Annotated in this window: 21 protein-coding genes; 18 read left to right on the forward strand and 3 right to left on the reverse strand. The window is 37.9% G+C overall.

Annotation, left to right across the window (positions count from 1 at the left end; genetic code table 11):
* Nucleotides 1-245 precede the first annotated feature (245 nt).
* The 12 genes from atpD (at nt 246) to QM524_RS16565 (ending at nt 14,836) form a co-directional block, all read left to right on the forward strand.
* On the forward strand, nt 246-1,763 hold the full coding sequence (gene atpD / locus QM524_RS16510) for a F0F1 ATP synthase subunit beta (RefSeq protein ID WP_095160702.1): 1,518 nt from the start codon (nt 246-248) through the stop codon (nt 1,761-1,763).
* Between the two features lie 102 nt (nt 1,764-1,865).
* A complete protein-coding gene (gene atpC, locus QM524_RS16515; RefSeq protein ID WP_095160701.1) occupies nt 1,866-2,096 on the forward strand; it encodes an ATP synthase F1 subunit epsilon in 231 nt (76 codons plus the stop codon).
* 482 nt (nt 2,097-2,578) lie between these two features.
* Complete coding sequence (locus QM524_RS16520) at nt 2,579-3,610, forward strand: SAM-dependent methyltransferase (protein ID WP_283345420.1); 1,032 nt, start codon at nt 2,579-2,581, stop codon at nt 3,608-3,610.
* Nucleotides 3,611-4,876, forward strand: a complete 1,266-nt coding sequence (locus tag QM524_RS16525; RefSeq protein ID WP_283345421.1) for an NAD(P)/FAD-dependent oxidoreductase — start codon at nt 3,611-3,613, stop codon at nt 4,874-4,876.
* Nucleotides 4,873-5,667 carry a DUF1365 domain-containing protein gene (locus QM524_RS16530; RefSeq protein WP_283345422.1) on the forward strand — a complete coding sequence of 265 codons (795 nt, stop codon included), beginning with the start codon at nt 4,873-4,875 and terminating at the stop codon, nt 5,665-5,667. The genes QM524_RS16525 and QM524_RS16530 overlap by 4 nt, the downstream gene beginning before the upstream one ends.
* A 20-nt stretch (nt 5,668-5,687) precedes the next feature.
* The gene (locus tag QM524_RS16535) at nt 5,688-6,932 is read left to right on the forward strand and encodes an SAM-dependent methyltransferase (RefSeq protein ID WP_166578213.1); all 1,245 of its coding nucleotides are present in this window, start codon (nt 5,688-5,690) and stop codon (nt 6,930-6,932) included.
* Nucleotides 6,933-7,117: 185 nt separating this feature from the next.
* On the forward strand, nt 7,118-8,146 hold the full coding sequence (locus QM524_RS16540) for a hypothetical protein (RefSeq protein ID WP_283345423.1): 1,029 nt from the start codon (nt 7,118-7,120) through the stop codon (nt 8,144-8,146).
* Nucleotides 8,112-10,487, forward strand: coding sequence for a hypothetical protein (locus QM524_RS16545; protein WP_283345424.1), 2,376 nt, complete (start codon nt 8,112-8,114; stop codon nt 10,485-10,487). Before QM524_RS16540 ends, QM524_RS16545 begins: the two co-directional genes overlap by 35 nt.
* Before the next feature lie 103 nt (nt 10,488-10,590).
* Nucleotides 10,591-11,127, forward strand: a complete 537-nt coding sequence (locus QM524_RS16550; RefSeq protein ID WP_095160694.1) for a hypothetical protein — start codon at nt 10,591-10,593, stop codon at nt 11,125-11,127.
* 195 nt (nt 11,128-11,322) lie between these two features.
* Nucleotides 11,323-12,063 carry a hypothetical protein gene (locus QM524_RS16555; RefSeq protein WP_283345425.1) on the forward strand — a complete coding sequence of 247 codons (741 nt, stop codon included), beginning with the start codon at nt 11,323-11,325 and terminating at the stop codon, nt 12,061-12,063.
* 291 nt (nt 12,064-12,354) lie between these two features.
* Nucleotides 12,355-12,816, forward strand: a complete 462-nt coding sequence (locus QM524_RS16560; protein ID WP_095160692.1) for a MarR family winged helix-turn-helix transcriptional regulator — start codon at nt 12,355-12,357, stop codon at nt 12,814-12,816.
* Between the two features lie 217 nt (nt 12,817-13,033).
* On the forward strand, nt 13,034-14,836 hold the full coding sequence (locus QM524_RS16565) for an acyl-CoA dehydrogenase family protein (RefSeq protein WP_283345426.1): 1,803 nt from the start codon (nt 13,034-13,036) through the stop codon (nt 14,834-14,836).
* A gap of 456 nt (nt 14,837-15,292) precedes the next feature.
* Here QM524_RS16565 and rplS read toward each other — a convergent pair whose 3' ends face one another.
* On the reverse strand, nt 15,293-15,649 hold the full coding sequence (rplS, locus tag QM524_RS16570; protein WP_095160690.1) for a 50S ribosomal protein L19: 357 nt from the start codon (nt 15,647-15,649) through the stop codon (nt 15,293-15,295).
* A 376-nt stretch (nt 15,650-16,025) separates the two neighbouring features.
* Here rplS and QM524_RS16575 point away from each other — a divergent pair, with 376 nt between their 5' ends.
* Nucleotides 16,026-17,495, forward strand: a complete 1,470-nt coding sequence (locus tag QM524_RS16575; protein ID WP_283345427.1) for an NAD(P)H-hydrate dehydratase — start codon at nt 16,026-16,028, stop codon at nt 17,493-17,495.
* 247 nt (nt 17,496-17,742) lie between these two features.
* On the opposite strand, the gene feoB is transcribed toward QM524_RS16575, so the two are convergent.
* Together feoB and QM524_RS16585 are read right to left on the reverse strand one after the other, a co-directional pair.
* Nucleotides 17,743-19,863, reverse strand: coding sequence for a ferrous iron transport protein B (gene feoB, locus QM524_RS16580; RefSeq protein ID WP_095160688.1), 2,121 nt, complete (start codon nt 19,861-19,863; stop codon nt 17,743-17,745).
* A 126-nt stretch (nt 19,864-19,989) separates the two neighbouring features.
* Nucleotides 19,990-20,208 (reverse strand): FeoA family protein, encoded by a 219-nt coding sequence (locus QM524_RS16585; protein WP_095160687.1) that lies wholly within the window; start codon nt 20,206-20,208, stop codon nt 19,990-19,992.
* Nucleotides 20,209-20,593: 385 nt separating this feature from the next.
* On the opposite strand from QM524_RS16585, the gene QM524_RS16590 reads away from it, so the two are divergent.
* The 5 genes from QM524_RS16590 (at nt 20,594) to ccsA (QM524_RS16610) (ending at nt 25,601) form a co-directional block, all read left to right on the forward strand.
* The gene (locus tag QM524_RS16590; protein ID WP_095160686.1) at nt 20,594-21,259 is read left to right on the forward strand and encodes a heme exporter protein CcmB; all 666 of its coding nucleotides are present in this window, start codon (nt 20,594-20,596) and stop codon (nt 21,257-21,259) included.
* Nucleotides 21,260-21,343: 84 nt separating this feature from the next.
* On the forward strand, nt 21,344-22,006 hold the full coding sequence (gene ccsA, locus QM524_RS16595; protein WP_095160685.1) for a cytochrome c biogenesis protein: 663 nt from the start codon (nt 21,344-21,346) through the stop codon (nt 22,004-22,006).
* A gap of 160 nt (nt 22,007-22,166) precedes the next feature.
* Nucleotides 22,167-22,391 (forward strand): CcmD family protein, encoded by a 225-nt coding sequence (locus tag QM524_RS16600; RefSeq protein WP_095160684.1) that lies wholly within the window; start codon nt 22,167-22,169, stop codon nt 22,389-22,391.
* Nucleotides 22,392-22,422: 31 nt separating this feature from the next.
* The gene (locus QM524_RS16605; RefSeq protein ID WP_095160683.1) at nt 22,423-22,863 is read left to right on the forward strand and encodes a cytochrome c maturation protein CcmE domain-containing protein; all 441 of its coding nucleotides are present in this window, start codon (nt 22,423-22,425) and stop codon (nt 22,861-22,863) included.
* A 164-nt stretch (nt 22,864-23,027) separates the two neighbouring features.
* The gene (gene ccsA, locus QM524_RS16610; RefSeq protein ID WP_283345428.1) at nt 23,028-25,601 is read left to right on the forward strand and encodes a cytochrome c biogenesis protein CcsA; all 2,574 of its coding nucleotides are present in this window, start codon (nt 23,028-23,030) and stop codon (nt 25,599-25,601) included.
* Nucleotides 25,602-25,611 lie beyond the last annotated feature (10 nt).

The raw sequence follows: 25,611 nt of genomic DNA on the forward strand, positions 1-25,611 counted from the left end.
AACATTGAAAAGGAAAAATATGGCAAAATCAAGAGTGTGCTGTGAAAAAAGCAGGATGGCCAAAAGAGCCAAACTAAATAAGATTCAACAAAACCTATACCTTTTCAGCAAAAAAACTGGTAAAAATCCAAAAACAACAATTGGTTATCTGAGATTTACAGAGTAATTTTGCGCTCCGAAACGGTATAGCAAATTCACACTTTGCTTAATCACTTGATAATCAGATAACAAAATCACAATACAAAATGGCAAATGCAGTCAATAAAGGAAAGGTTACGCAAGTAATCGGTCCGGTTGTAGACGTAAGCTTCGAAGGCGAAGGCTCTAAGCTTCCTGCAATCTTGAATGCCTTGGAGGTTCAGAAAGCCAACGGCACAAAAGTTATCCTTGAAGTACAACAACACTTAGGTGAAGACCGTGTACGTACAATCGCAATGGAAGGTACAGATGGTCTTCAGAGAGGTCAAGAAGTATTTGACTTAGGTCAAGCTATTTCTGTTCCTACGGGCGATGCTATCAAAGGACGTTTGTTTAACGTAGTAGGTGAAGCAATCGATGGTATTGCTCAACCAGTATCTGCTACAAGATTGCCTATCCACCGTCATGCTCCTAAGTTTGAAGAATTAGCAACTTCTACTGAGGTTTTATTTACAGGTATCAAGGTAATTGACTTGCTTGCTCCTTATGTAAAAGGTGGTAAAATCGGTTTGTTCGGTGGTGCAGGTGTAGGTAAAACTGTATTGATCCAAGAACTTATCAACAACATCGCAAAAGCTTACGAAGGTCTTTCTGTATTTGCTGGTGTAGGTGAGCGTACTCGTGAGGGTAACGACTTGTTGCGTGAGATGATTGAATCAGGTATCGTGAAATACGGTGAAGCATTCAAACACTCTATGGAAGAAGGCGGATGGGATTTGAGCAAAGTAGATGAAGATGCTTTGAAAGAATCACAAGCTACCTTTATCTTCGGTCAAATGAACGAGCCTCCAGGTGCACGTGCACGTGTTGCTTTGTCAGGTTTGACAGTTGCTGAATACTTCCGTGATGGTGATGGCGAAGGCAAAGGACGTGATATCCTTTTCTTTATCGACAACATCTTCCGTTTTACTCAGGCGGGTTCTGAGGTATCTGCCCTTTTGGGTCGTATGCCTTCAGCCGTAGGTTACCAACCAACATTGGCAACTGAAATGGGTGCGATGCAAGAGCGTATTGCTTCAACAAAACGTGGTTCAATTACTTCAGTACAAGCGGTATATGTACCTGCCGATGACTTAACTGACCCTGCTCCTGCAACAACATTTACCCACTTAGATGCTACTACGGTATTGTCTCGTAAAATCGCTGAGTTAGGTATCTATCCTGCAGTAGACCCGTTGGATTCTACTTCTCGTATTCTTTCTGCTGACGTATTGGGTGACAAACACTACAATACTGCTCAACGTGTGAAAGAAATCTTACAACGTTACAAAGAATTACAAGATATCATCGCTATCCTTGGTTTGGACGAATTGTCTGAAGAAGATAGATTGGTTGTATCTCGTGCTCGTCGTGTACAACGTTTCTTGTCTCAACCATTCTTCGTAGCTGAACAATTTACAGGCTTGAAAGGTGCGTTGGTAGACATCAACGATACGATCAAAGGTTTCAACGAAATCATTGATGGTTTGTATGACCACTTGCCAGAAGCTGCATTCAACTTGGTAGGTACTATCGAAGATGCAGTTGCTAAAGGTGAGAAATTGTTGGCAGACGCAGCTAAATAATTTGGAAATTTGAAAATGTGTCAGTTTGAACAGAATTGACACATTTTTGATTTGAATTCTTTTCAAATTTTCAGGTTCTCAAATTTTCAAATTCTTATAGAAATGAACTTACAAATTATTACTCCGGATAAGACGGTTTTCTCTGGTGAAGTATCAGTGGTAACCTTGCCTGGAACTAATGGTTCTTTCCAAATTTTGAAAGACCACGCCCCAATCGTTTCTACGTTGGGTAAAGGCACTTTGATGGCTGATAAGCAAGAATTTACAATCGACGGCGGAGTGGTTGAAGTAGTTAACAACAAAGTGCTAGTTTTGGCCGAAGCTGTTTTGTAATTTGCTTTACAATGCCTTCTTCAAAAGCGATACAGTCTGACTGTGTCGCTTTTTGTTTTTATATGTTTCTACAGTTATTTATTCCTTCATAAATCTAAACTCACTTTTTCTTCGTAGATATTTTCAGAACACTTCAGATAAGTAAAAAGAAGTTAGCAGTTGTTAGTGTATTAGTTATTTTAGAATGCTTTCATAATCATCCGAAGAATACTACCAAAATATGCCGCAGATATACTGTTAATTTAATCTTTTTTGTTAAATGGAAGAAGCCAAGCCGTGGATAAATGATTACTATATACCCAACTGTTAGGTGATTTTTTATCTGAAATCGTAGCACTGTTGCTGCATTGGGGCTTTTAATCCTGTTTAGAAAGCTATTCTTAGTTCTTAAATTTTGAATCCTTTATTGTACAAATATTGGTGATGCCTTAGCATTCACCCTGATACTTTATTGTCCTTATTCACTAACCTTATTTTGTTTTATGTGGTATAATTCATTGCTCGAAAAAGATTTATTGCCTGATTTTTTAATTCGCTACGGCATCCGACAATTGGTCGAACAACGCTTGAAAGATGAAAATAAAGGCGAAACAGAATTACAGCATCAACATTTTCTGAATCTCCTTGAGGAGCTTCGCAATTCGCCTATTGCAATCAATACGGCAGAAGCAAACGAGCAACATTATGAAGTGCCAACCCAATTCTATCAATATTGCTTAGGTAAGCACCTGAAATATTCTTGTGGCTATTGGAAAGAAGGAGTAAGCGATTTGGATACTTCCGAAGCTGATATGCTTGAACTAACTTGTCAACGTGCCGAATTAGCCAATGGACAGGACGTGCTAGAACTGGGATGTGGATGGGGCTCACTGTCATTGTACATGGCTGCTAAATATCCTGCAAGCCGTTTTACAGTTGTGTCAAACTCAAAAACACAAAAGGCTCATATCGACGAACAAGCGCGTCAAAGAGGTATTGTAAACCTTCAAGTAGTAACCTCAGATATCAATGTGTTTGATACTCACAAAGATCATTATGACCGTGTAGTATCTGTCGAAATGTTTGAACACATGCGTAACTACAGGCTTTTATTACAGAAAATATCTTCATTCTTAAAGCCTTCAGGAAAGCTCTTTGTTCACATTTTTACACACAAAGAATATGCTTATAAGTTTGAAGTAATTGACGAGTCCGACTGGATGAGTAAATACTTCTTCACAGGAGGTATCATGCCTAGTGACCATTTGTTATTTTACTTTAACGACCACCTTTCGGTAGATAAGCATTGGCATGTGAATGGTACGCATTACGGCAAAACATCAGAAGCGTGGTTACAAAAAATGGATGCTCATAAAGCACAAATTATGCCTTTATTTGAGCAAACCTACGGAAAAGAGCAAGCTGTGAAGTGGTGGGTGTATTGGCGTTTGTTTTATTTGGCTTGTGCCGAATTATTTGCCTACAACGGTGGTAATGAGTGGATGATTAGTCATTATTTATTTAAGAAAAACTAGATGGAAAAGATAGCAATCATAGGGACTGGCATTGCTGGGATGGGATGCGGTCATTTTCTTCATCAGGATTATGATATTTCTCTTTTTGAACAAAATAACTATATCGGCGGGCATACCAATACCGTGACCGTCGATGAGGAAGGTACGCCTGTACATATCGACACAGGATTTATGGTCTTTAATTTTCAGACCTATCCAAATTTGTGTAAACTTTTTGATGAAATAAAAGCTCCTATCAAAAAGACGGATATGTCCTTTAGTGTACAACACGTACCCTCTAAGCTCGAATATTGTGGCTCGGGATTCAATGGCTTATTTGCACAGAGAAAACAGCTTTTTTCATTGAAACACTGGAAAATGCTCTTGCAAATCGGTCGTTTTAATGAGCAATCTATCAAAATTTTGGACGATCCCAAATATCAAAATCATACCCTAGGGGAATATATCCGTGAGTTTGGTTTTGGTGAGGACATGCTCTGGAAATACCTTGTGCCTATGAGCTCGGCAGTGTGGTCGACCCCTATGGAATTGATGCTTGATTTTCCTGCTGTTTCCTTGATACGATTCTTTTACAACCATGGTTTTCTGGGACTCAATACCCAACATCAGTGGTACACGCTTGATGGCGGAAGCCGTATGTATCGAGATATTTTGATAAAACCTTTTCAAGAAAAAATACAGGTAGGCCGTGCTGCGGTGAGTGTAAAGAAAGAAGCAAATGGCGTGAGCGTATTGCTTAGTGATGGTACCACTGAACTTTTTGATAAAGTCATTATCGCTACGCATGGCGACCAAGCGTTAGGCTTGCTCGAAGAGCCCTCTGTTTTGCAAGATAAATTGTTATCCAAATTTAAGTACCAGAAAAATATTGCAACGCTACATACCGACGAGTCTATAATGCCTCAAAATCGCTTGACTTGGAGTAGCTGGAATTACCGAATCGAGGCAACCGAAAATGGTTTGCAGCCTTCTATTATTTATTGGATGAATCAGTTGCAGGGCGTTTCAAAGAAGAAAAACTATTTCGTTTCGATTAATGCCCAGCCTAATATCGACCCTTCCAAGATATTGAAAGTAATTGAATATGAGCACCCGCTGTTTGATGTTCCAGCTATGCAAGCACAGCAACAATTGCATCTGCTGAATACCGAAGGTGGCATTTATTTCTGTGGAAGTTATTTCAAATATGGTTTCCACGAAGATGCTTTTACTTCAGCAGTGAACTTATGTAGAACGCTCACGGGCAAAAATATTTATGGCTCATGAAATCCTGTATCTATGAATGTAAGGTAATGCACCAGCGAAGCGAGCCCATCAAACATGGATTCACTTACAAGCTATTTATGTTTTACCTTGATTTAGATGAACTTGATATCATTCCAAAACATGTAAAATGGATTAGTCGAAATAGTTGGAATGTGTTTAGTTTTTTTGATAAAAACCATTTGCAATATCCTAAAGAAAAGCCTGAAACAAATAAAGATGTCAAGGAGCAAATCTTGACGTATTTGCATGCTAAAGGAATAGATTTGAAAGGTGGAAAAATTATGCTTTTGACCCACCTCACTACATGGGGATATCAATTCAATCCAGTATCATTTTATTACTGTTTTGATGAAAAAAAACAACCTGTATGTGTTGTTGCGGAGGTGAGTAATACATTCAGAGAAATGAAACCCTACTTGATTCAGTCTTTTTTGGAAAAGGAAGAACGCTTCGAGCATCGAGAAATTAAGCATTTTTATGTGTCGCCTTTCATTGATATGGACGCCGAGTTTGACTTCAAACTTCGTATACCCAATGAGTCGTTGCATATCAAAATCGATGATTTCAAAGCTGATAAATCCTTTTTCAAAAGTACGCTTTGGGGTAAAAGGAAGCCACTAACCAATGCCAAAGTAGCTTGGTATGCCATTCGATTTCCAATGATTACCCTTCGAATTATGTGGCTCATTCATTGGAATGCTTTTGTATTGTGGCTAAAACGGATTCCATTTTATGCCAAAAAATCGCATCCAGAGCTTCAACGAGACATATATAGACCCCTTTCTCACTAACCATAAATCCTTATTTTGTTATGACAACAACTTTGAAAAATACACAGCGTACCAAACCTAGCTTTTATCAAAAAGCGATTTTGGATGTTTTGCAAAAAATGACCTTGGGTAAATTACAAGTGACATTACCTAGTGGAGAAGTGTTGTTTTTTGGAAACACGCAGGTCTTTCCAACAGCTAAAATTGAAATTAAAGACGAACGATTTTTTAAGCATATTATGCTTTATGGAGATATTGGTTTTGGCGAAGCATACGTAATGGGCTTTTGGGATACCGATAATATTACAAATGTAATTCGTTGGTTTTTGGATAACCTCGAAAATGTCCCTGTTATTTCTGGAAATAAAACCCAAAACTGGCTTTTGAACTTACTCAAACTGAGTAATAAAATCTATCATTTAGGGCGTGCCAATAGCTTGGATGGTTCAAGAAAAAATATCTCCGAACATTATGATTTGAATAATGATTTTTTTGCGCTGTTTCTTGACCCTTCCATGACCTATTCAAGTGCGTATTTTAAAGAAAAAGGTTTGTCATTGGAAGAAGCTCAACTCGAAAAGTATGAACGTTTGTGCCGTCAGTTGCATCTCAAATCTACCGACCACGTACTCGAAATTGGGAGTGGTTGGGGGGCTAATGCTATCTACATGGCCAAAAACTATGGTTGTAAAGTGACTTCTGTAACTATCTCGGAAGAGCAACACAAGCTTGCAACTGAGCGAGTAAAAGCCGAAGGCTTGAGCGATAGAGTCGAGATTTTGTTGAAAGATTACCGTCTGATCACAGGAAAATTCGACAAGATTGTTTCCATCGAAATGCTAGAAGCGGTAGGTCATGAATTTCTGCCAGTATATTTTGCCAAATGCAACGAACTTCTCAAAAAAGATGGTATTCTGGCTTTTCAAGTAATTACTAGTCCTGATTCTCGCTATAGTTCTCTAAGAAAAGGTGTGGATTGGATTCAAAAATATATTTTTCCTGGCTCGTTATTACCATCGGTAGGTGCTATTAACGAGGCTATCAACAAAACTAGTGATTTTACGATGGTCAACCTCAAAGATATGGGCTTAGATTATGCCTATACATTGAAGTTATGGTATGACCAATTTCATCAAAATATTCAACAAGTCAAGGCGCTAGGCTTTGATGATACGTTTATTCGTAAGTGGAGTTATTACCTGAATTATTGCGAGGCAGCCTTTGCTAGTCGTAATATTCATGTGATGCAATTGACCTATACACGACCGAATAATACCACTCGATAAGTTTTTCGTACCTATATCGTTAACTCTCAAAACAAGCCTGTATTTTTGGCGAAGTATTCTTTGGGTAAAAGTAATTGAAATCGTATTAATACGAAGTCTGTTGCTTTTACTCAAAGATTTTTTGCTATTACACTATCATAAAACAGGAATAGGTATAAAATAGAAATACCTGAGTTTTGAGAAAAATGAAATTTCCTTTCTATTGCTTTTTGTTATTAATGACATTTGTTTGGGCTTGTAACTCTTCGGAGATTCCCAAGGATGTCACCCCAGCTTTTTATTATTGGAAAACTGTTTTTCAGTTGTCCGAAAACGAAGTACAAATCCTTACCGATAATCGTATTCAAAAGCTATACGTCAAGTATTTTGATGTAGATTTAGACGAGCGTACCGCAAAGCCAACTTTCAAAGCTTTGCTGATACCAAAGCAAAAAGTACCCCAACAAATGAGTATAGTGCCCGTGGTATATCTGACCAATCAGACCTTGAAATGGCTTGAGCCTCGCTATTTGGAAGATTTTGCGGGTAAAATAGTAGATAAAATAGACATTGTTCATAAGAATTGGATAGGCGAGCCGATAGGGAATAATGAAATTCAGATAGATTGTGACTGGACTTTATCTACGAAGAAAAAATATTTTACCTTACTAACGATTCTTCGTAAGAAGTACCCTCATATCAGCGTTACGATTAGGCTACATCAAATAAAATTTCCTGACAAGACAGGTGTGCCTCCTGTCGAAAGAGGTATGCTGATGTGCTATAATATGGCAGATTGGAAAAACGAAAAAACGACAAACTCGATTTTTACACCCGATGTCCTAAGCCAATATATCGGTGAATTGTCAGAGTATCCTTTGCCCTTGGATTTGGTGATGCCAGCCTTTCATTGGACAGTAGGGTATCGCAATCATCAATTTCAGTATTTTTTGAATGCTGTTAGCTCGAAGGATTTTAGCAATATCTCTTTGTTTGTGCGAGATAAAAATCGATTTGTTGCACAGCGAGATACCACTTTATGGGGGATTGGAATTCGTAAAGGAGACGTGTTTCGAACCGAGGAAGTTGCTTTTGATGACCTCTCAAAAGGTTGTAGATTGATAAAGAAGAAAATATCAAATCAAAAACTTACATTTGCCCTATATCATTTAGATTCCGAAAGTCTCAAAACTTACACACATGAACAAATTGAAGAACTATATCAACCTGAGTAGAAAGTCTGTTGCCTCGCTTGTGATTTTTACCATTTTGGCCTGTGGTCCTGGCATGGTAGATTATGATGAATTTATGAGTTTTTTCATGCCTGAATCCGCAACTGTAAAAGGGGGTGATTTAAAATATGCGTATTCGTCACAGTTTTTTTATAATGATTATGACGATTATAACCTGACAAATGGTGATACTACTGACCACGAAAAACCACTCAATATTTCAGCTTGGAGCAAATATGTTGGAGGGAAGGTATCTAAAAAACAAATAGAACAATCGCTTTACGGAACGTCTTCAGCACTGCAAGATTGGTTGACTAGTCATCAAAAAACTGAGGCCGCCGATTATATTACATTTGTTCGTGGTATCGACCAAGCGTATAAGCGTGAAACGGTTGATTATTTTACAGAAACTAAAGTTGATACAGTTGCTTTGGTTGAGTTATTTACAAATGCTAAAGCCGCATTGCCCCAGCTGAAAGATGAGTTTGTGAAGGAACGTTATGCCTTCCAAACAATCAAGTTGGCGATGATGAACGACCAACCGCAAGAGGCCTTACAAGTATATGATGCAGCGATAAAACCGTTGAAAAAGAAGACCTATATCTCTGACTGGGCATTGTCTCGCAAAGCGGGGGCGCTAATTGCCTTGGGCGATTCGGTACAGGCTTACTACGATTTTGCTCAAGTATTTGACCGTTGTCCAAGTCGTCGCCATGCGGCAGACTTGAGTATTCGCTCAAGAGGAATTGGGTTTCAAGAAGGCGCCATTGCTTTATGTAAAAATAGCCATGAAAAAGCAGCAGTGTATGCCTTTGCTGCTATCAAACCTAGCGAAGAAGGGTTGAAGTTTTTGGAGAAAATGGTTGATTTAGATCCAACACATCCTTTGATAGAATTAGTGATGTCGAGAGAAATCAATAAGAATGAAGCGCTTTATTACAAACAAGTAGATTATTGGATGGGCGAATCCGATGCTGCAAAAGAGAAAGAAAATCATGATAAAGCGGTTCCGTACTGGCAAAAACTAAAAGACTTTGCTATTGCTTGTTCGGCAAATCCACAAGTTCCCAAAACAGGTTTTTGGTTAGGAGCGCTATCTTATTTGGAATACATAGAAAAGAACTTTGATAAATCGGCTGAATATTTGGCTGAAGCAAAATTGGTGGTTAAGCCAAATACTGGTTTGAGCAAACAATTAGAAATTCAAGAATTACTATTGCTAAGTAACAAATCACCGAAAATTACACCAGAATTAGAAGACGAAATTACACCTGTATTGGCATCATTCGGTAAACCAAAGGATTTTCGCATGAGTAATGCTTTGGCTGAGGCTTCAAAGCAATTGATAGCACGCTATTATGGCCGTTTGCCACACGAGAAGGAAGAAAAGCAAGGATGGTTAGCTAGCTGTATGAATAAGAAAAACGAACCCGAAAAGGTTACGATTCCTTATCCTAAAGCTAAGGCTTATTTGTTGGCTGCATTGACTAGCTACCAAACAAATGCGGGTTCTGAGTATGGAGGGTATATGTCACAAACCGATATGTATGCCATAGAAGATACCACCGAATCCAAAACTATTGAACAAGTGATTGCTTACTATCAAGAATCTAAAAAAACAGCGTATGATTCTTTGTTACAATCGATGACAGGCTTTAGTCAAGATCATTTGTATGTATTGTTAGGTCGTCGTGCTTTGTCGGAGCATGATTATGCTAAGGCTGCCAAAGCTTTCGAAAAAGTAGCTCCAGAAGTCTGGCGTCAGGAGCCTTGGAAGAGCTATCTCAACGAGGATCCTTTCTTTATGACTACGACTAATAAAGAAAAACGTAGTACTTACACTCCAGTAACTTTTGCACAAAAAATGCAAGAGTTAGCTAGTCGTTTGGCAGATAACCCTAACGATTTTGAAGCGGCTTATTTATTGGGTTGTGGAGCATACAGTATGTCATATCAAGGTAACTCGTGGGTGCTATTACGTCGCGAATGGAGTACAGGCGAGGTCAATGGTTATGTTCAGAAAGACTATGAAACGGACTATTATTTGGCTACTAAAGCAAAGAGTTATTTTGAAACAGCCCTAAAAAGTCCTGATGCCGAGCTTGCAGCTAAGGCTGCATTTGGAGCTGCCAAATGTGAAAATGCTGCCTTCTTTGTACATGCCAATAGCCAGTCTGGCGAAGAAGATTACACCGTATTTGAAGCACGAATCGCTAAAGATAAAGTTCGCGATTATGAGCACTACTTTACCCTTCTAAGAGAAAAATATAAAAATACTAAGTTTCAGAAATCCTTAATTCGTGAGTGCTCAGATTATAGCACTTTTGTGAAAGTCAAGAAGTAATAATTCTTTAAACGTCGGCTAGTCAAATAGATAGAATACCTATTCAATTTGATAAACAGGCACTTTTTTGTATTTTTACCATCAAGAATTAACATACAAAACAATGAAAAAAATATTTCTCTTCGTAGTACTGGTACTTTCTTTAACTAGTTGTCAAAAGACTGTTTATTTGACAGGAAGCTTGATGCACAACTTACAAGAAAACGAGCTAGATTTGACAAGAATACAATTCTACAATGACAATCCGCTCGTTTTGGAAAGAGAAGTTCCATCTTCAAATGCTAATATTAAATCAGGTAAAGTGTTTTTCAAAAATGGACGATATATCAACCGTATATCTTTGGATAAAAATACACCAGGAATGGTGCAGCGTGAAGAAAATGGTTCTTTGCTAATTACCTTTGAACAGTCTTCAGATGGAGAAAACTGGTTGCGTTTTGGAGCTGTTCCAGGAGAAAAAGGAGAATACTTTTATCAGTTGATTGATCAGAAGGGAAGTCCCAGTTTTTCAAGAATTGATTATGAAGGAAATATGTACTTAGTGATATATCCAACTAGAGTGAGATTGCTACTTGCAAAAAGTGTCTTAACGAATTTGAAGGTAAAAGAAAGACACATGAAAGGTGTTCGTGTAAAATAAATTGTGATTTCAGTTCACGAAAAAAGAGGCTTCGAAAGAGCCTCTTTTTTTTATCCATTGAAATAGAGCACTTAACCATTGAAAGACTCAGTAATGTAAAATATAGTATTTTTTTGATTTTCAGGAGGTAAGTGGCGTGAAATTTGATTCAAATAGGGTATCCGCCGTAAACCAACTAATCATTTATAAACTTGTATGAAATATACATTTTGGCTTAAGCTTTGCGTTTTGACAAGCGCATTCGCGAATCTTTCCTTTGTTGCTCCATTACCTTACAATAACAAAAACAAACTGAAGCAACTGACCTATAACAAAGATATAATCGCGACTTTAAAATCAGAAGATGACAATAGCGCTCCCAAGTCCTCATTAAGAGGTAGAGCAGTGGGACTTTCAAATGATCTTCTGAATCTTCAAACAATCGTTGAGCATGATCAAGTAAAGTTTGTATGGACATCAAGAGCAAATGATGTCAAAAAATACATCCTTCAAGCAAGCTCCGATTTAGAATACTATTCGGATGTTGCCGAAATAAAAGCTGGGAAAAATAACGAAGTGCTCAGCTACACAGATGAGATTCAATCGCAAGATGCTGCAAAGTTCTATAGAATTCTTGCCGTGAAGTCAGACAAAAATATTCAGGCTTTTGCTCCACTGGCAGTTTATAGACCCGATTATAAAGGGGTAACTATTCATAGTGACGACGAATTGGATATGATTCGAGTACGTCAGGATGATGTTGAGTCAGCTGAAATTTTAGTAAGTACAGCATCAGGAATGGGTGTTCCATGTCAAGTAACGAAGAAAAGTGCTACAGAGGCAATCGTTTGGCCTAGCTATGAGCTATCAAATGGAGAATATAGCGTCCGTTTGCGTACCAGTAAAGGAGAACGTAAATTTAGACTACTCGTAGCAAAACCAGAAAAGATGTTTTAATATCATCAGACCACTAAATTACAGTCTTCAAAAAAGGATAGTCTTAACGATTATCCTTTTTTTTATAAATAAATACAATGTTATGCTTGCATAATAATTTATTCTTGTACAAATTTACATATAATTTAGTATGCTTAGCATACCTTTTACTAACTGTAGCAATAGCCTAGGATATTCAAACCACTTAAACTCTTTTCAATCGTATCCGCGACAATTTTACAGTTATATTCTTGCCTCTCCTCAGAATTACACAGATGATTTATGTCCCAATAATGAAAATCTTGAAGAAATATGAAAGCAGACAAAACCGTAGATTATCATATCAAGGCAGGATGGCATGCAATTAGTAGAATGTATAATTCTTATGCAGCACAGTTTGATATGACCATGGCCATTGGATATGTTTTGTTGAATATCGACAAAAATGGAACTCCTGCCACCAAAATAGCTCCCGCACTAGGACTTGAGCCTCGCAGCTTGACTCGTATGCTCAAATCACTTGAAGATAAAAAGTGGATTCGTCGCGAAACCGACGAGGATGATCGCCGTGTCGTAAAGGTGTACTTGACAGAAGAGGGTAAACGTAAACGAGATAAAGCTCGCAATGGTGTGATTATGTTCAATAATTTAATTTATGAAAAAATTGGAGAAGAAAAACTACAGACTTTTTTTGAGGTAATGGAACAAATCAGTGAGGTAGTAGACTCTGAGGCTGCCAATTATAAGGCTGAGAATATCGAAGAGTTTCTGTAATAAAGAAGTCTTCGATAAGGGTACGAGCCAAAGGATAGTTTAGCGTTCTTTACTCTTTTGTTTCTCGAAAAAATACTATTTTTACTTTTTTTGAAAATATTTTAAATGTTATGCTTGCATAACATTTTTTTTATTTATTATATTTACAAAAAAATAGTATGCTTGCATACGATAGTTTAGCTTTTAGAAAATTTTCGAATCGTAAAATATTCAAAATATGGTACTTACAGATAGCAAATCATCCATCAAAGGAGGAGAGTTCTTGATAAAAGATATTGATGCTTCTCAAATTTTCATTCCTGAAGAATTCAATGAAGAGCAACAAATGATTGCTCAGACCTGTTTAGATTTTTTGCGTACAGAAGTACATCCAAGACTCGACGCTATTGATTATGCAAAAGATACTAGTCTTATGGTTGAGCTTTTGGATAAAGCAGGAGAGTTAGGTTTGTTAGGAACTGCTATCCCTGAAGAGTTTGGCGGTTTTGGCATGAACTTCAATACTTCAATGTTGGTAACAGAAGCTTGCGGTGGAGGACACTCGTTTTCGGTAGCACTTTCGGCTCATACTGGCATTGGTACCTTGCCTATTTTGTATTACGGAACAGAAGAACAAAAAGCCAAATATTTACCAAAATTAGCCACAGGCGAATGGAAAGCGGCATACTGTTTGACAGAGCCAGATTCGGGGTCGGATGCTAACTCAGGAAAAACCAAAGCGGTGTTATCTGAGGATGGCAAACACTATATTATCAATGGACAAAAAATGTGGATCACCAATGGTGGTTTTGCAGATTTGTTTATTGTTTTTGCCAAAATTGATAATGATAAGTCATTGACGGCATTTATCGTGGAAAAATCGTTTGGTGGTATTACCATGAACGAAGAAGAGCGTAAAATGGGTATCAAGGGTTCTTCAACACGTCAGGTATTCTTTAATGATTGTAAAGTGCCAGTCGAAAACCAATTGTACACTCGTGAGGGAGGTTTTAAGATTGCTGTAAATATTCTGAATATTGGTCGTATCAAACTAGCTGCGGCAGTAGTAGGAGCAAGTAAAGGAGTTATTTCGACTGCTGTAAACTATGCTAACGAACGTAAGCAGTTTGGCACAAGTATCTCTAGCTTTGGTGCAATCAAGCACAAAATTGGCGATATGATTGCTAAAGTTTTTGCTTCTGAGTCGGCTTGCTATCGTGCAGGACAAAATATCGACGATGCTATTGATACTCTGCTAGCATCGGGTATGGAGAGTGGACAGGCAAAGCTCAAAGGCGTAGAGCAGTTTGCGATTGAATGTGCTATGCTAAAAGTACACGGCTCGGAGGTATTGGATTTTGTGGTGGATGAAGGCGTACAGATTTACGGAGGCATGGGCTTTTCGGCTGAAGCACCAATGGATCGTGCATATCGTGACTCAAGAATCAACAGAATCTTTGAAGGTACCAATGAAATCAACCGTTTGTTGTCTGTAGGTACCATCGTAAAACGTGCCATGAAAGGTGAATTGAATTTGATGCCAGCGGCAATGGCAGTTGGTAAAGAAATTCTATCAATTCCTGATTTTGGTGCAGAGGAGGAAGATGGCTTATTTATTCCTGAGAAAAAAGCTCTCAAAAATATGAAAAAAGCCATTTTGATGATTGCTGGTGCATCGCTTCAGAAGTTTATGATGAAGTTTGAGGAAGAGCAGGAAATCATTATGAATCTGGCTGATATGTTGATTGAAACCTACGTGGCTGAATCGGCCTTGTTACGTGTAGAGAAACTGATTACACTTCGTGGCGAAGAGGCTTGTGCTTTGGAAAAAGATGCTGCTTTAGTGTATTTACACTCAGCTATTGACAAGTTGAATTCTGCAGGAAAAGTAGCAATTACCTCATTTGCTGAGGGCGACGAATTACGAGTAATGTTGATGGGTTTGAAACGTTTTACGAAAATCGAACCAATTAATTTGAAGGATGCAAGAAGAAGATTAGCTGATGCCGCTATCCAAAAGAACGGATATATTTTTATATAAGGATCAGTACTGTACGAAGGAATTCTAACTATTGCGGATTTGGGATTTCTGATTTCGGAAATAAAGAAAAATACCTTTATTTTTTACAAAATATAGAAGTTTACACTTCCGAAATCCAACATCCGATATCCGAAATAAATGGTTTTTATAATCTTTCGTACAACCCTATATAAGGATTTAAAATCCATAGCAGGCAAAATTGTATTTGTAATATTATTAGAGACACTTTTTAACTTTAAGCTTACGGCATAAAGCCTAGCGCTTAAAGCGGGTAAAATGCCCACTAACTTAATTCGCTTAAAGCTATTAGATTAAAATTTATGAAGGGGATTTTTAGGTAAATAAAAAGGAGGCGATATTTTTCGCCTCTTTTTTTGTGTCATAGCTTGGGTATTGAGCATAAAAAAAGTCACTCCGTAAAGAGTGACTTTTTTATATATTGCTTTTGTCAAGAGACTATTTCTTTTTAGCTTCTTTAACTTTTGCAGCTCTACCGTGTTTGCCACGAAGATAGAACAATCTTGCACGACGTACTCTACCTTTACGCAATACTTCGATTTTGTCGATGTTTGGTGACAACAAAGGGAAAATTCTTTCAACACCTACACCGTTAGAAATTTTACGAACTGTGAAAGTCTCACCAGCACCGCTGTTACGACGTTGAATCACAGTACCTTGGAATACCTGAATACGTTCTTTGTTACCTTCACGGATTTTAACGTGTACGTTCAAAGTATCACCTGCTGAGAACTCGGGCAATTCTGCACGGCGTGCAGCGTTTTCAGCTTCTACCAATTTGATTAAATCGTTCATCTTGAATGATTTTTATTGTTTAAGTCCTAAATTTTTTGACTTGATTAATAACTAGCGGTGATATTAAAGGTCTGAAAAACAATACATTATTGTAGTTTGACTGCCCAATCACGTAATTACTAAATCTTTGGGGGTGCAAAGTTCCGAAAAAAAATATGTAAAACCAATAAATTGCTTAAGGATTTTAGAAAAAACTTGAAAGCCGTATGATGCATTTGGCTGTAAGCTACTATCATTAGGAACAAAATCTTCAATTTTTCATCAGAAATACCATCTAACTTTTAGCCTACAGCATAAAGCCTAGAGCTAAAAGCAGATAAAACTATTTTACTTTTGCCACTAACTTACTTTTGCACACATATTTAGCTTTAAAACAATGAGAAAGATATTTGATGCCCAGCAGATTCGTAACTGGGATGCTTACACCATTGCACAGGAACCTATTGCTTCCATTGACTTGATGGAGCGCGCTTCTATAGCATTTACTGATAGGCTATTGTCTCTTTTTTCGGACAAAGATTTTACGATTTTCTGTGGAAAAGGTAATAATGGAGGCGATGGACTCGCTATTGCTCGAATGCTTGTGGCAATGAATAGGAAAGTTGAAGTTTATGTCGTAGACTATAGTGCTCAGGCTAGTCCTGATTTTGTGGTAAACTACGACCGACTGACTTCACTAACCACTATTCATTCCATTAAGACCTTGAAGGATTTTCCCGTTATCGGACAAAACTGTGTTGTAGTTGATGCAATCCTTGGGTCTGGTACAAATAGACCCGTAGAGGGTATTTTGAAAGATGTTATTCAGGAAATAAATCAGAGTAAGCTTCCTGTTATTTCAGTAGATATTGCCTCAGGACTATATGTTTCTCAGCCAATTGCTAGAGGAAATACCATTATTCAACCTGATTATACCCTAACATTTGAAGCTCCCAAGCTGGCTTTTTTGATGCCGCAAAACCAATTATATGTGGGTGAGTGGGAGTGTTTGCCTATTGGACTTTCAAGAGAATATGTCCAAAATACCTCAACATCCTTCTTTTGGACGGATATGGTGTCGCTTAAAAAAAGGGCAAAATTTTCACATAAAGGTACATTTGGGCACGCTTTACTGGCTGTCGGAAGTTATGGCTCGATAGGAGCGGCGGTACTTTCAGCAAAAGCTTGCTTACGTTCGGGAGTAGGCTTACTTACTACCTATATACCCGCATGTGGTTATGAAATCATGCAATCTTCCGTGCCTGAAGCTATGTGCCAAACAGACCCAGCAGAAAAAGAATTGAGTGTTTGTCCCGACCTTGAGAAATACACTGTAATTGGTATAGGATGTGGCTTGGGGAAAAGTGAGAAAACAAAAGCTTTTTTGAACGTACTTTTAAGACAAGTAAAAAGTCCTTTAGTTCTCGATGCAGACGCATTAAATATCATGGCCGAAGAGGCAGATATGCTTGCTTTGATTCCTGCAAAATCCGTTTTGACACCGCATCCTAAAGAGTTACAGCGACTGATTGGAACTTGGGAAAATGATTTTGAAAAACTCGAAAAAGTAAAAGTATTTTCTCAAAAATATAATTGTATAGTTTTGGTAAAAGGAATGCATACTGCAGTTGTTTTACCAAATCAAGAAGTACACTTTAATTCGACAGGTAATCCAGGGATGGCAACGGGTGGTAGTGGTGATGTATTGACAGGCATAATTACAGCACTAATAGCTCAAGGATATTCGTCGGAGGAGGCTGCGATTATCGGCGTATTTAAGCATGGTGAGGCTGGAGATATAGCGTCACAGGAAAGAGGACAAATGGCCATGCTCCCAAGTGATATTATTGATAAATTGAGATGGTAAACACGTAAGTCATTTCAAATTTAGTGATTTAGGGAATTGCGAATGAGTGATTATTTTTATTAGGAATTTTACTAGTAGAGACGCAATGATTACGTCTAAAGCCAAGTCATGTCTAGCATGGTATTAGTATCAAAAAAGCGGTCGGAAAATATTTTCCGACCGCTTTTTTGATGAAAACCTGGAGAATAATCTCAATCCTAAAATTCGATATGACTCATGTTTTTATTTAACCAAAAGAATGAGTTTCTTATTTCAACAATTGATAAACAATAAATGCCGATAAGTACGCTAGTGTAGTCATATAAACCAACTGAATAGCAGGATAGCGCCATGATTTTGTTTCTCGGTATGTTGTAGCCAAAGTACTCATACATTGCATCGCAAAGGCATAAAATATCATGAGCGAAAAGCCTAATGCTGCATCGTACATTGGTTTGCCAGTTTCGGGATTGATTTCGGCACGCATACGATTCATAACGGTTGTGTTTTCGTCGTCTACTTCGCCTCCTAAACTATAAATTGTGGACATAGTTCCTACAAACACCTCACGTGCTGCAAAAGAAGTTAACAAGGCAATACCGATTTTCCAGTCATATCCTAAAGGCTTAATAGCTGGTTCGAGAACCTTACCAAAATGACCCGCATACGATGATTCCAGTTTTTGAGCAGCAATTTTATTTTCTAAATCCGCTCCTGTTAAAGTTGGATTTTCAGTTTTCACTTTTTGTTCTGCTTCTTGCATCGCATTGCCTGGGCCATAGCTAGCCATTACCCAAAGTACAATCGAAATAGCAACGATAATTTTACCAGCTTCAAATACGAAAGCTTTGGTAGAATTAAGCAAGGAAATCATAATGTGTTTGAAACGAGGACCTTTGTATGAAGGAAGCTCCATGATAAAATAGCTTCTTTCTTTAGCTTTTAATACCACTTTCAAAATCCATGCTGAAAGAATCGCCATCCCAAAACCTAGTAAATACAAACCAAATAAGGCAACTCCTTGTAAGCTGAAAATACCAAAAAGTGTACTTTTCTCAGGAACAACCAAGGCAATTAATACCGTATAAATTGGCAAACGTGCTGAGCATGACATTAATGGCGTTACCATAATGGTAATTAGGCGGTCTTTCCATGAGCCAATGCTTCGCGTACTCATAATGGCAGGTACAGCACATGCTACACCCGAGATAAGTGGAACGACAGACTTTCCATTTAAGCCAAACCTACGCATTAATTTGTCCATAATAAACATTACTCTGGACATATATCCTGTTTCTTCCAATAATGAAATAAACAAGAAAAGGAATACGATTTGAGGCACAAATACTACCACACCACCGATACCAGCAATGAGTCCGTCTGTTAACAAATTGACTAGTTGACTTTCAGGAAGGGTGTCTTTGAGGTATTGATTGAGCCACGCTACTCCATTATCAATCAAATCTTGTGGATAAGCAGCCCAAGTAAATACAGCTTGAAACATCAAAAACAAAATACCCAAGAAAACAAAGTAACCCCAAAACTGATGAAGGAAAACCTTATCTAATCGGTCAGTCCAAGTTTTTACTGGCTCGTCCTCAACAGGTATTTGGTGCAAACAACCATCTACGATTTCGTTGAGCACTGCATAGCGAGAAACTGTCTCTTGAGCTTGGAATTTTTTGGAATTCCAACCATATTTTTCTTGAAGTTTATCAAAACCTACTCTTTGTTCGGTATCAAATTGCTTCAGGTTGTCATGCTCCGAAAGCCATAACAATGCGTGGTAATCGTCGGTATCGCCATATTTCTCTTTGATTTCATCAATCAATTCGGGCGAATATTCTACTGGCAGCGAGTCGTTAGAATTGAATCTTTGCTCAAGCGTCTTGTTTACGGCAAGGCGTAAACCATTAAGTCCAATCCCTTTTTTAGCATTGACTTCAGCTACTTCAACATTAAGTTCTTTGGCGAGCTTGAAAGAATTGATTACGATACCTGAGTTTTCGGCAACGTCAATCATATTGAGTGCCAACACGGTAGGAATACCAAGGTCACGAACTTGGCTAAATAGTAGCAAATTGCGTTTAAGATTAGACGCATCCGCTACGACTATGGCCATGTCTGGATAGTCGGGATGTTGTGGATTGGCAAGAATGTTAATAACAACCTGCTCATCGACTGATTTTGGATATATACTGTAAATCCCCGGTAAATCTAGAATTTCGGCTTCGGTGCCTGTCTCCAAATTCCATTTCCCAATCAACTTGTCCATAGTTACGCCAGGGAAGTTTCCCGTTTTTTGGCGTAGCCCCGTAAGGCTATTGAACAAAGAAGATTTTCCAGCGTTGGGATTACCGATTAATGCTATTTTGGGTGATTTCTTCAAGGCTATTAGCAATTTTTGGCTTCAAACTAATAACGTAAATACGTAAAGTTTGTTCCTATCTATTCACTTTGTTATTGATTAGTACTTCACGTTTTTACGAATAGAAACTAACCAAAGTGGTATTATTTAAGCAACAACAATGGTTGAGGCTTCATCTTTTCGCATTGACAAAACATAGCCAGAAACCTTTACGGCGATAGGGTCACCAAAGGGGGCAATATGTGTCATTGTTACTTGAGTACCGGGCAAGCAGCCCATTTCTAACAATTTGAGTGATAGAAGTTCGTCGCTAAAGCTCACAATCACGCCCTTTTCCCCGATTTTCAAATCCGCAACTGTTCTCATGATTACGCTTTCGATTAATAGTAGTTGTAATATAAAGTACAAATTTCTAAAGACTTAACAAATTACGAATTTGCACTTTATTTAGACTTATTCAAAACAAGTGCAAATAAACAAAGAGTTCCTTGTTTAAAGAAATATTTGCGAACTAAACCTCAAATTTTCTTTTTGATTATGATTTTAATCATTTCCAAACATTAGTTTTTGCATTCTATTTGTCCTCTAAAAATCTCCCTACAAAGTTGTTGGGCGAATGTCTCAAAATATTACTTCCTTTTTGAGTTTGCAGTTTGTTTGTGTCGTAACTTTGCGGAAAATTTTGAAAAAGGGCTATCCAAATTTGATTCATCAACATTATGCCAAATATAGCCTCAGAGAGTTATTCGATATGGTAAACGAAATAAAAGCATTAATTGATAAAGAGATACGATTAGAGTTGAGGCAAAAATATGCCATCAATGGAATGCTTTTATACATTGTAAGTACAGTTTATGTGTGCTATTTGTCGTTTCGATTGAAGACGAACCATATCGATAAAATTACTTGGAACACGCTTTTTTGGATTATAATTCTCTTCACAGCCGTTAATGCTATTGCCAAAAGCTTCACTCAGGAGCGTTACGGACGTCTTCTTTACTATTATACCTTAGCTAATCCAGTCGGAATTATTGTTTCGAAAATTATCTACAACTCTATCCTGATGCTGGTATTGTCATTGGTAGGATTTGGGGTGTATGGTTTGGTGATGGGTAATCCAGTAGGTGATGTAGGGTTGTATTTGGTGGCACTTATTCTGGGAGCCATTGGTTTTGCAAGTACGCTGACAATGATTGCGGGTATTGCTTCAAAAGCCGAAAACAGTGCAACGTTGATGGCAGTATTGAGTTTTCCTGTGATTATTCCAATGTTGTTGATGTTGATTAAAATATCAAAAAATGCACTCGATGGACTAGATAGAGGTGAAAGCTTAGACGAAGTAATGATTCTGTTGGCTATTGATGCCATTGTATTAGTGCTTTCGGTAATTCTTTTTCCGTTTTTGTGGAGAAGTTAGAGAACTGAGTGAATGAGTAATTTATAGCAGTTGTAAAAAAATTAAAAAACTCAATGATTAAACATAGAGTTAATAAGTGATAAAATGAAACAGAATTGGTATAAGTATTTGGCAGTATTGATGCTGTCTTATGTAATGGTTTGGGGCTTTTTGGGACATATACCTCGTCAGCCTGTATTGCACGAAACGGCTCGTAATTTGTATTTCCACGTGCCAATGTGGTTTTCGATGTTTGTAATGTTGACGATTTCGGTTATCAACTCCATCAAATATTTAAGAAACCCTTTGACTTCTATCGACGACAAAGCGGAGTCTTATGCCTATACTGGGATTTTGTTTGGCATTGTAGGTTGTGCAACAGGAAGTATCTGGGCACGTTATACATGGGGCACTTGGTGGACCAACGATGTAAAACTCAATGGCGCAGCTATCGGTTTATTAATCTACTTTGCTTATGCTATTTTGAGAGGATCGTTTGAAGACGAACAACAAAAAGCACGTATTTCGGCGATTTATAACATATTTGCTATAGCATTATTGATTCCTTTATTAATCATTTTGCCACGTATGACCGATTCGTTGCATCCAGGTAATGGTGGTAACCCAGGTTTTAAACCAATGGATACACAAGGTGCTATGCGTATTGTCTTTTATCCCGCTGTAATTGGATGGATTAGTTTGGGTTATTGGATTACCAATCTTCGTTTACGTATTCGTAAAATCGAAAGACAAGCGAATGAAGCCTAGATAAGTTTTGGATGGAGAGTTGAGCATAAGGAGTTTTGCTGGATTCATCATTTGTTACTTACCATTCCGCACTAAATAAGAGTTTACTTATTTCTCATTAATAAAAGTCTTTTACTAAATAAAAAGCCCCAAGTTTATCACTAAAGGCTCGATAGATAAAATGAAAAAGTTATTATCATTTTTAACATTAATGCTAGTTTCGCTAGCTTCTTTTGCTCAAGATAACGCTGCTGGTGAGCCAGAAATGGCTGATAAGTTATACGCTGATGGTCGCATTTATGTGGTTGTTGCGGTGGTGGTTACCATCTTTTTGGGCGTAGTAATTTATCTGGTAACATTGGATAAGAAAATTTCAAAAATCGAAAAAACTCTCAATTCGAAATAAGCGAAATCTCAAAAAAGACGCATCAATAATCATGAAAAAAACACACATCTTCGGACTAATTATCATTGCCATTGCAGTGGTGATTTTGGTGTCAACGGGTACCGACGCTAGTACTTATGTTGACTTTGGTGTAGCCGAAAATATGGCTAAAGACGGTAGTGCAGAGAAGGTACACGTAGTGGGTAAACTCAAAAAAGATGCTGGAGGTAATGTTACAGGAATGAGTTACAATCCTGCACTTGATGCTAATCACTTTGAGTTTACATTGGTTGATAACAAAGGACGTGAACAGAAAGTTGTATATGATGCTCCAAAACCTCAAGATATGGATCGTTCTGAGCAAGTCGTGATTATTGGTAACATGGAGGGTCAGGTTTTTAAATGTGAAAAAATCTTATTGAAATGTCCTTCTAAATACCAAGATGGAAATGTGGATTTCAAAGAAGTAGAAAAACCTGCTTCTAAATCATAATTCGGCAGTTGGCTGTTGCCAAATAGTTTATCAAAACTTGCTGCTTACTTCAACAGATACGACTTCCAAACTCTTTTACTGAGCGCAGGAGTCGTATTTGTCTTAAAAATGCCTCAATGGTATTCAAAAATTAGGGTCTATCTCCCCAAACCCATTTTATCAAGATGTTACATACAACTATCGGAAATGTGGGTCATTTGTGTATTATTATCTCGTTTGTGACGTCGGTAATATCTGCATTTGGCTATTTCAAATCACTACAAATTAAAAATCTCGAAGAGCAAGAATCTTGGAAGAAGTTTTCTCGCTATTCGTTTTATCTGCATGGACTTTCGATTATAGGTGTTATTGTTGCGCTTTACACAATCATTTATAACCATTATTTTGAGTATCAATACGCTTGGTCTCACTCGTCGATTGCTCTTCCTGTATACTATATTGTTTCATGCTTTTGGGAAGGTCAAGAAGGAAGTTTCTTGCTATGGATTTTCTGGCATGCACTTTTAGGCTTGATTCTTATTAAGACCAATCGCAAATGGGAAGCGCCTCTGATGGTAGTTTTTGCTGCTGTTCAAGCCTTTTTGTGCTCGATGATTTTAGGGATTGTATTACCAATTATTGATTTCAAAATTGGTTCATCTCCATTCTTGTTGATGCGTGAAGCTATGCCTGATTTACCAGTTTGGAAAATGAACGCCAACTTTGTTCCAGAGGATGGCCGTGGCTTGAACCCATTGCTCCAAAACTATTGGATGGTGATTCACCCGCCAACCTTATTCTTAGGCTTTGCTACAACCTTGATTCCATTTGCTTATGCGATTGCTGGTTTGTGGCGTGGAGAGTACAAAGAATGGATTCGTCCAGCGTTGCCTTGGTCATTGTTTTCAGCGGCAGTACTTGGCATAGGTATTATCATGGGTGCTTATTGGGCTTATGAAACGCTCAACTTTGGAGGCTATTGGAACTGGGACCCTGTAGAAAATGCTTCTTTTGTTCCTTGGTTGGTGTTAATTGCGGCAATTCACTGCATGATTATTTACAAAACCAATGAGTCGGCATTGCGTATCTCATTCATTTTGGTAATTACCACTTTTATTTTGGTTTTATACTCTACATTCTTGAACCGCAGTGGTGTATTGGGTGAGGCATCTGTTCACTCATTTACCGATTTGGGTCTTTCAGGACAGTTATTGTTATATCTATTGTTTTTCTTAGTAGGTGCAGTAGGTTTGTTGATTTATCGTTGGAAAAACATTCCAACAGAAGAACAAGAGGCATCAGTATATAGCCGTGAATTTTGGATTTTTATTGGCGCAACAGCTTTGTGTTTGTCGTCTTTCCAAATCATAGCGGCAACCTCTTTGCCTGTATATAACAAAATTGTGGAAGCCTTGGGCTTTGTGTCCAAACTAGCACCTCCTGCTGATGCGCCTACTTATTACTCAAAATTCCAGTTGTGGTTTGCCGCAGCGGTGGCTATTTTGACAGGTACTGGACAATATTTTTGGTGGAGAAAAATCAAGAAAGAAAACATAGCTCAACACTTCTTAACACCAGCATTGGTATCATTGATTTTGACATCTTTGGGAATATTAGCAACGACCAAATTAGAGTTAGGAGATTTTTTCAGTAACCCAACTTATATCGCTTTGCTTTTTGCGTGTATCTATGCTTTTGTCACTAATGGTACTATTTTGTTTAATATCGCTCGTGGCAACTACAAGCTATCGGGTGGTGCTGTAACGCATATTGGTTTTGCGATGATGCTATTCGGTATTTTGTATTCGTCGGGTTATTCTAAAGTAGTTTCGATTAATACATCGGGTTTTGCTATTTCGAATAAAGACGAAGCTTTTACCAAAAATAACGATAAAGAAAACAAAGAAAACGTAGTATTGTGGTTGAATACGCCTTTAGAGATGGGCAAGTATACGCTCACTTACAAAGGTGTTAGAGTAGAAGGTCGTGAGTTACCTGAATATGTTCGTCCTGAACAGGTGGAATTAATTGAGAATGATTTCCATGCGGTGGCGCTTCAAGATATTGAGCAACAAGGTAAAAAGTATTATGCCAAGGGTGACACTCTTCCTGTTTTTCCAGAAAACAAATATTACGAAATTGATTTCCGTGATAAAGATGGCAAAGTGACAACTTTATATCCACGTGCTCAAATCAACAAGAAAATGGGGAATGCTTTCTCGCCAGACTTGAAACATTCGGCCTTGGGTGATTTGTACACTTATGTAGCTTTGGCGCCAAATTTGGACGAGAAGGAGTGGAGTAAAACAGAGAAATTTACGGTTGCGGTAAAAGATACCTTTTTCTTGAATGATTATGTAGCTGTTTTGGATGAAGTAAAACGTGTTACAGAATTTGAAGGTAAACCTCTTGGTCCACAAGACGCTGCTGTTCAAGCACGTATTTTGATTTCTGGGAAAGAAGCTATTCCACATGAAATAAAACCCGTTTTTGTGATTCGTGATGGTATGGTAGCTATGCCTCCAGTGGAAAATGCAGAGGCAGGTGTACGAGCAAGATTTGTGAGTGTAGACCCTCAAACAGGTAAATTTACCTTTGATATTAATACAACCCAAAGAGACTTTATCATCTTGAAGGCTATCGAAAAACCTTTGGTAAATATCTTGTGGATAGGTACAATTATCTTGTCGATTGGCTTCGTGATGGCAACAATCCGCCGTTATCGTGAATTCAAATTGATGCGAGATAAAGGATTTTAATTAAGCACAA

The sequence above is a fragment of the Flectobacillus roseus genome, from assembly GCF_030056595.1.
Lineage (GTDB): Bacteria > Bacteroidota > Bacteroidia > Cytophagales > Spirosomataceae > Flectobacillus > Flectobacillus roseus.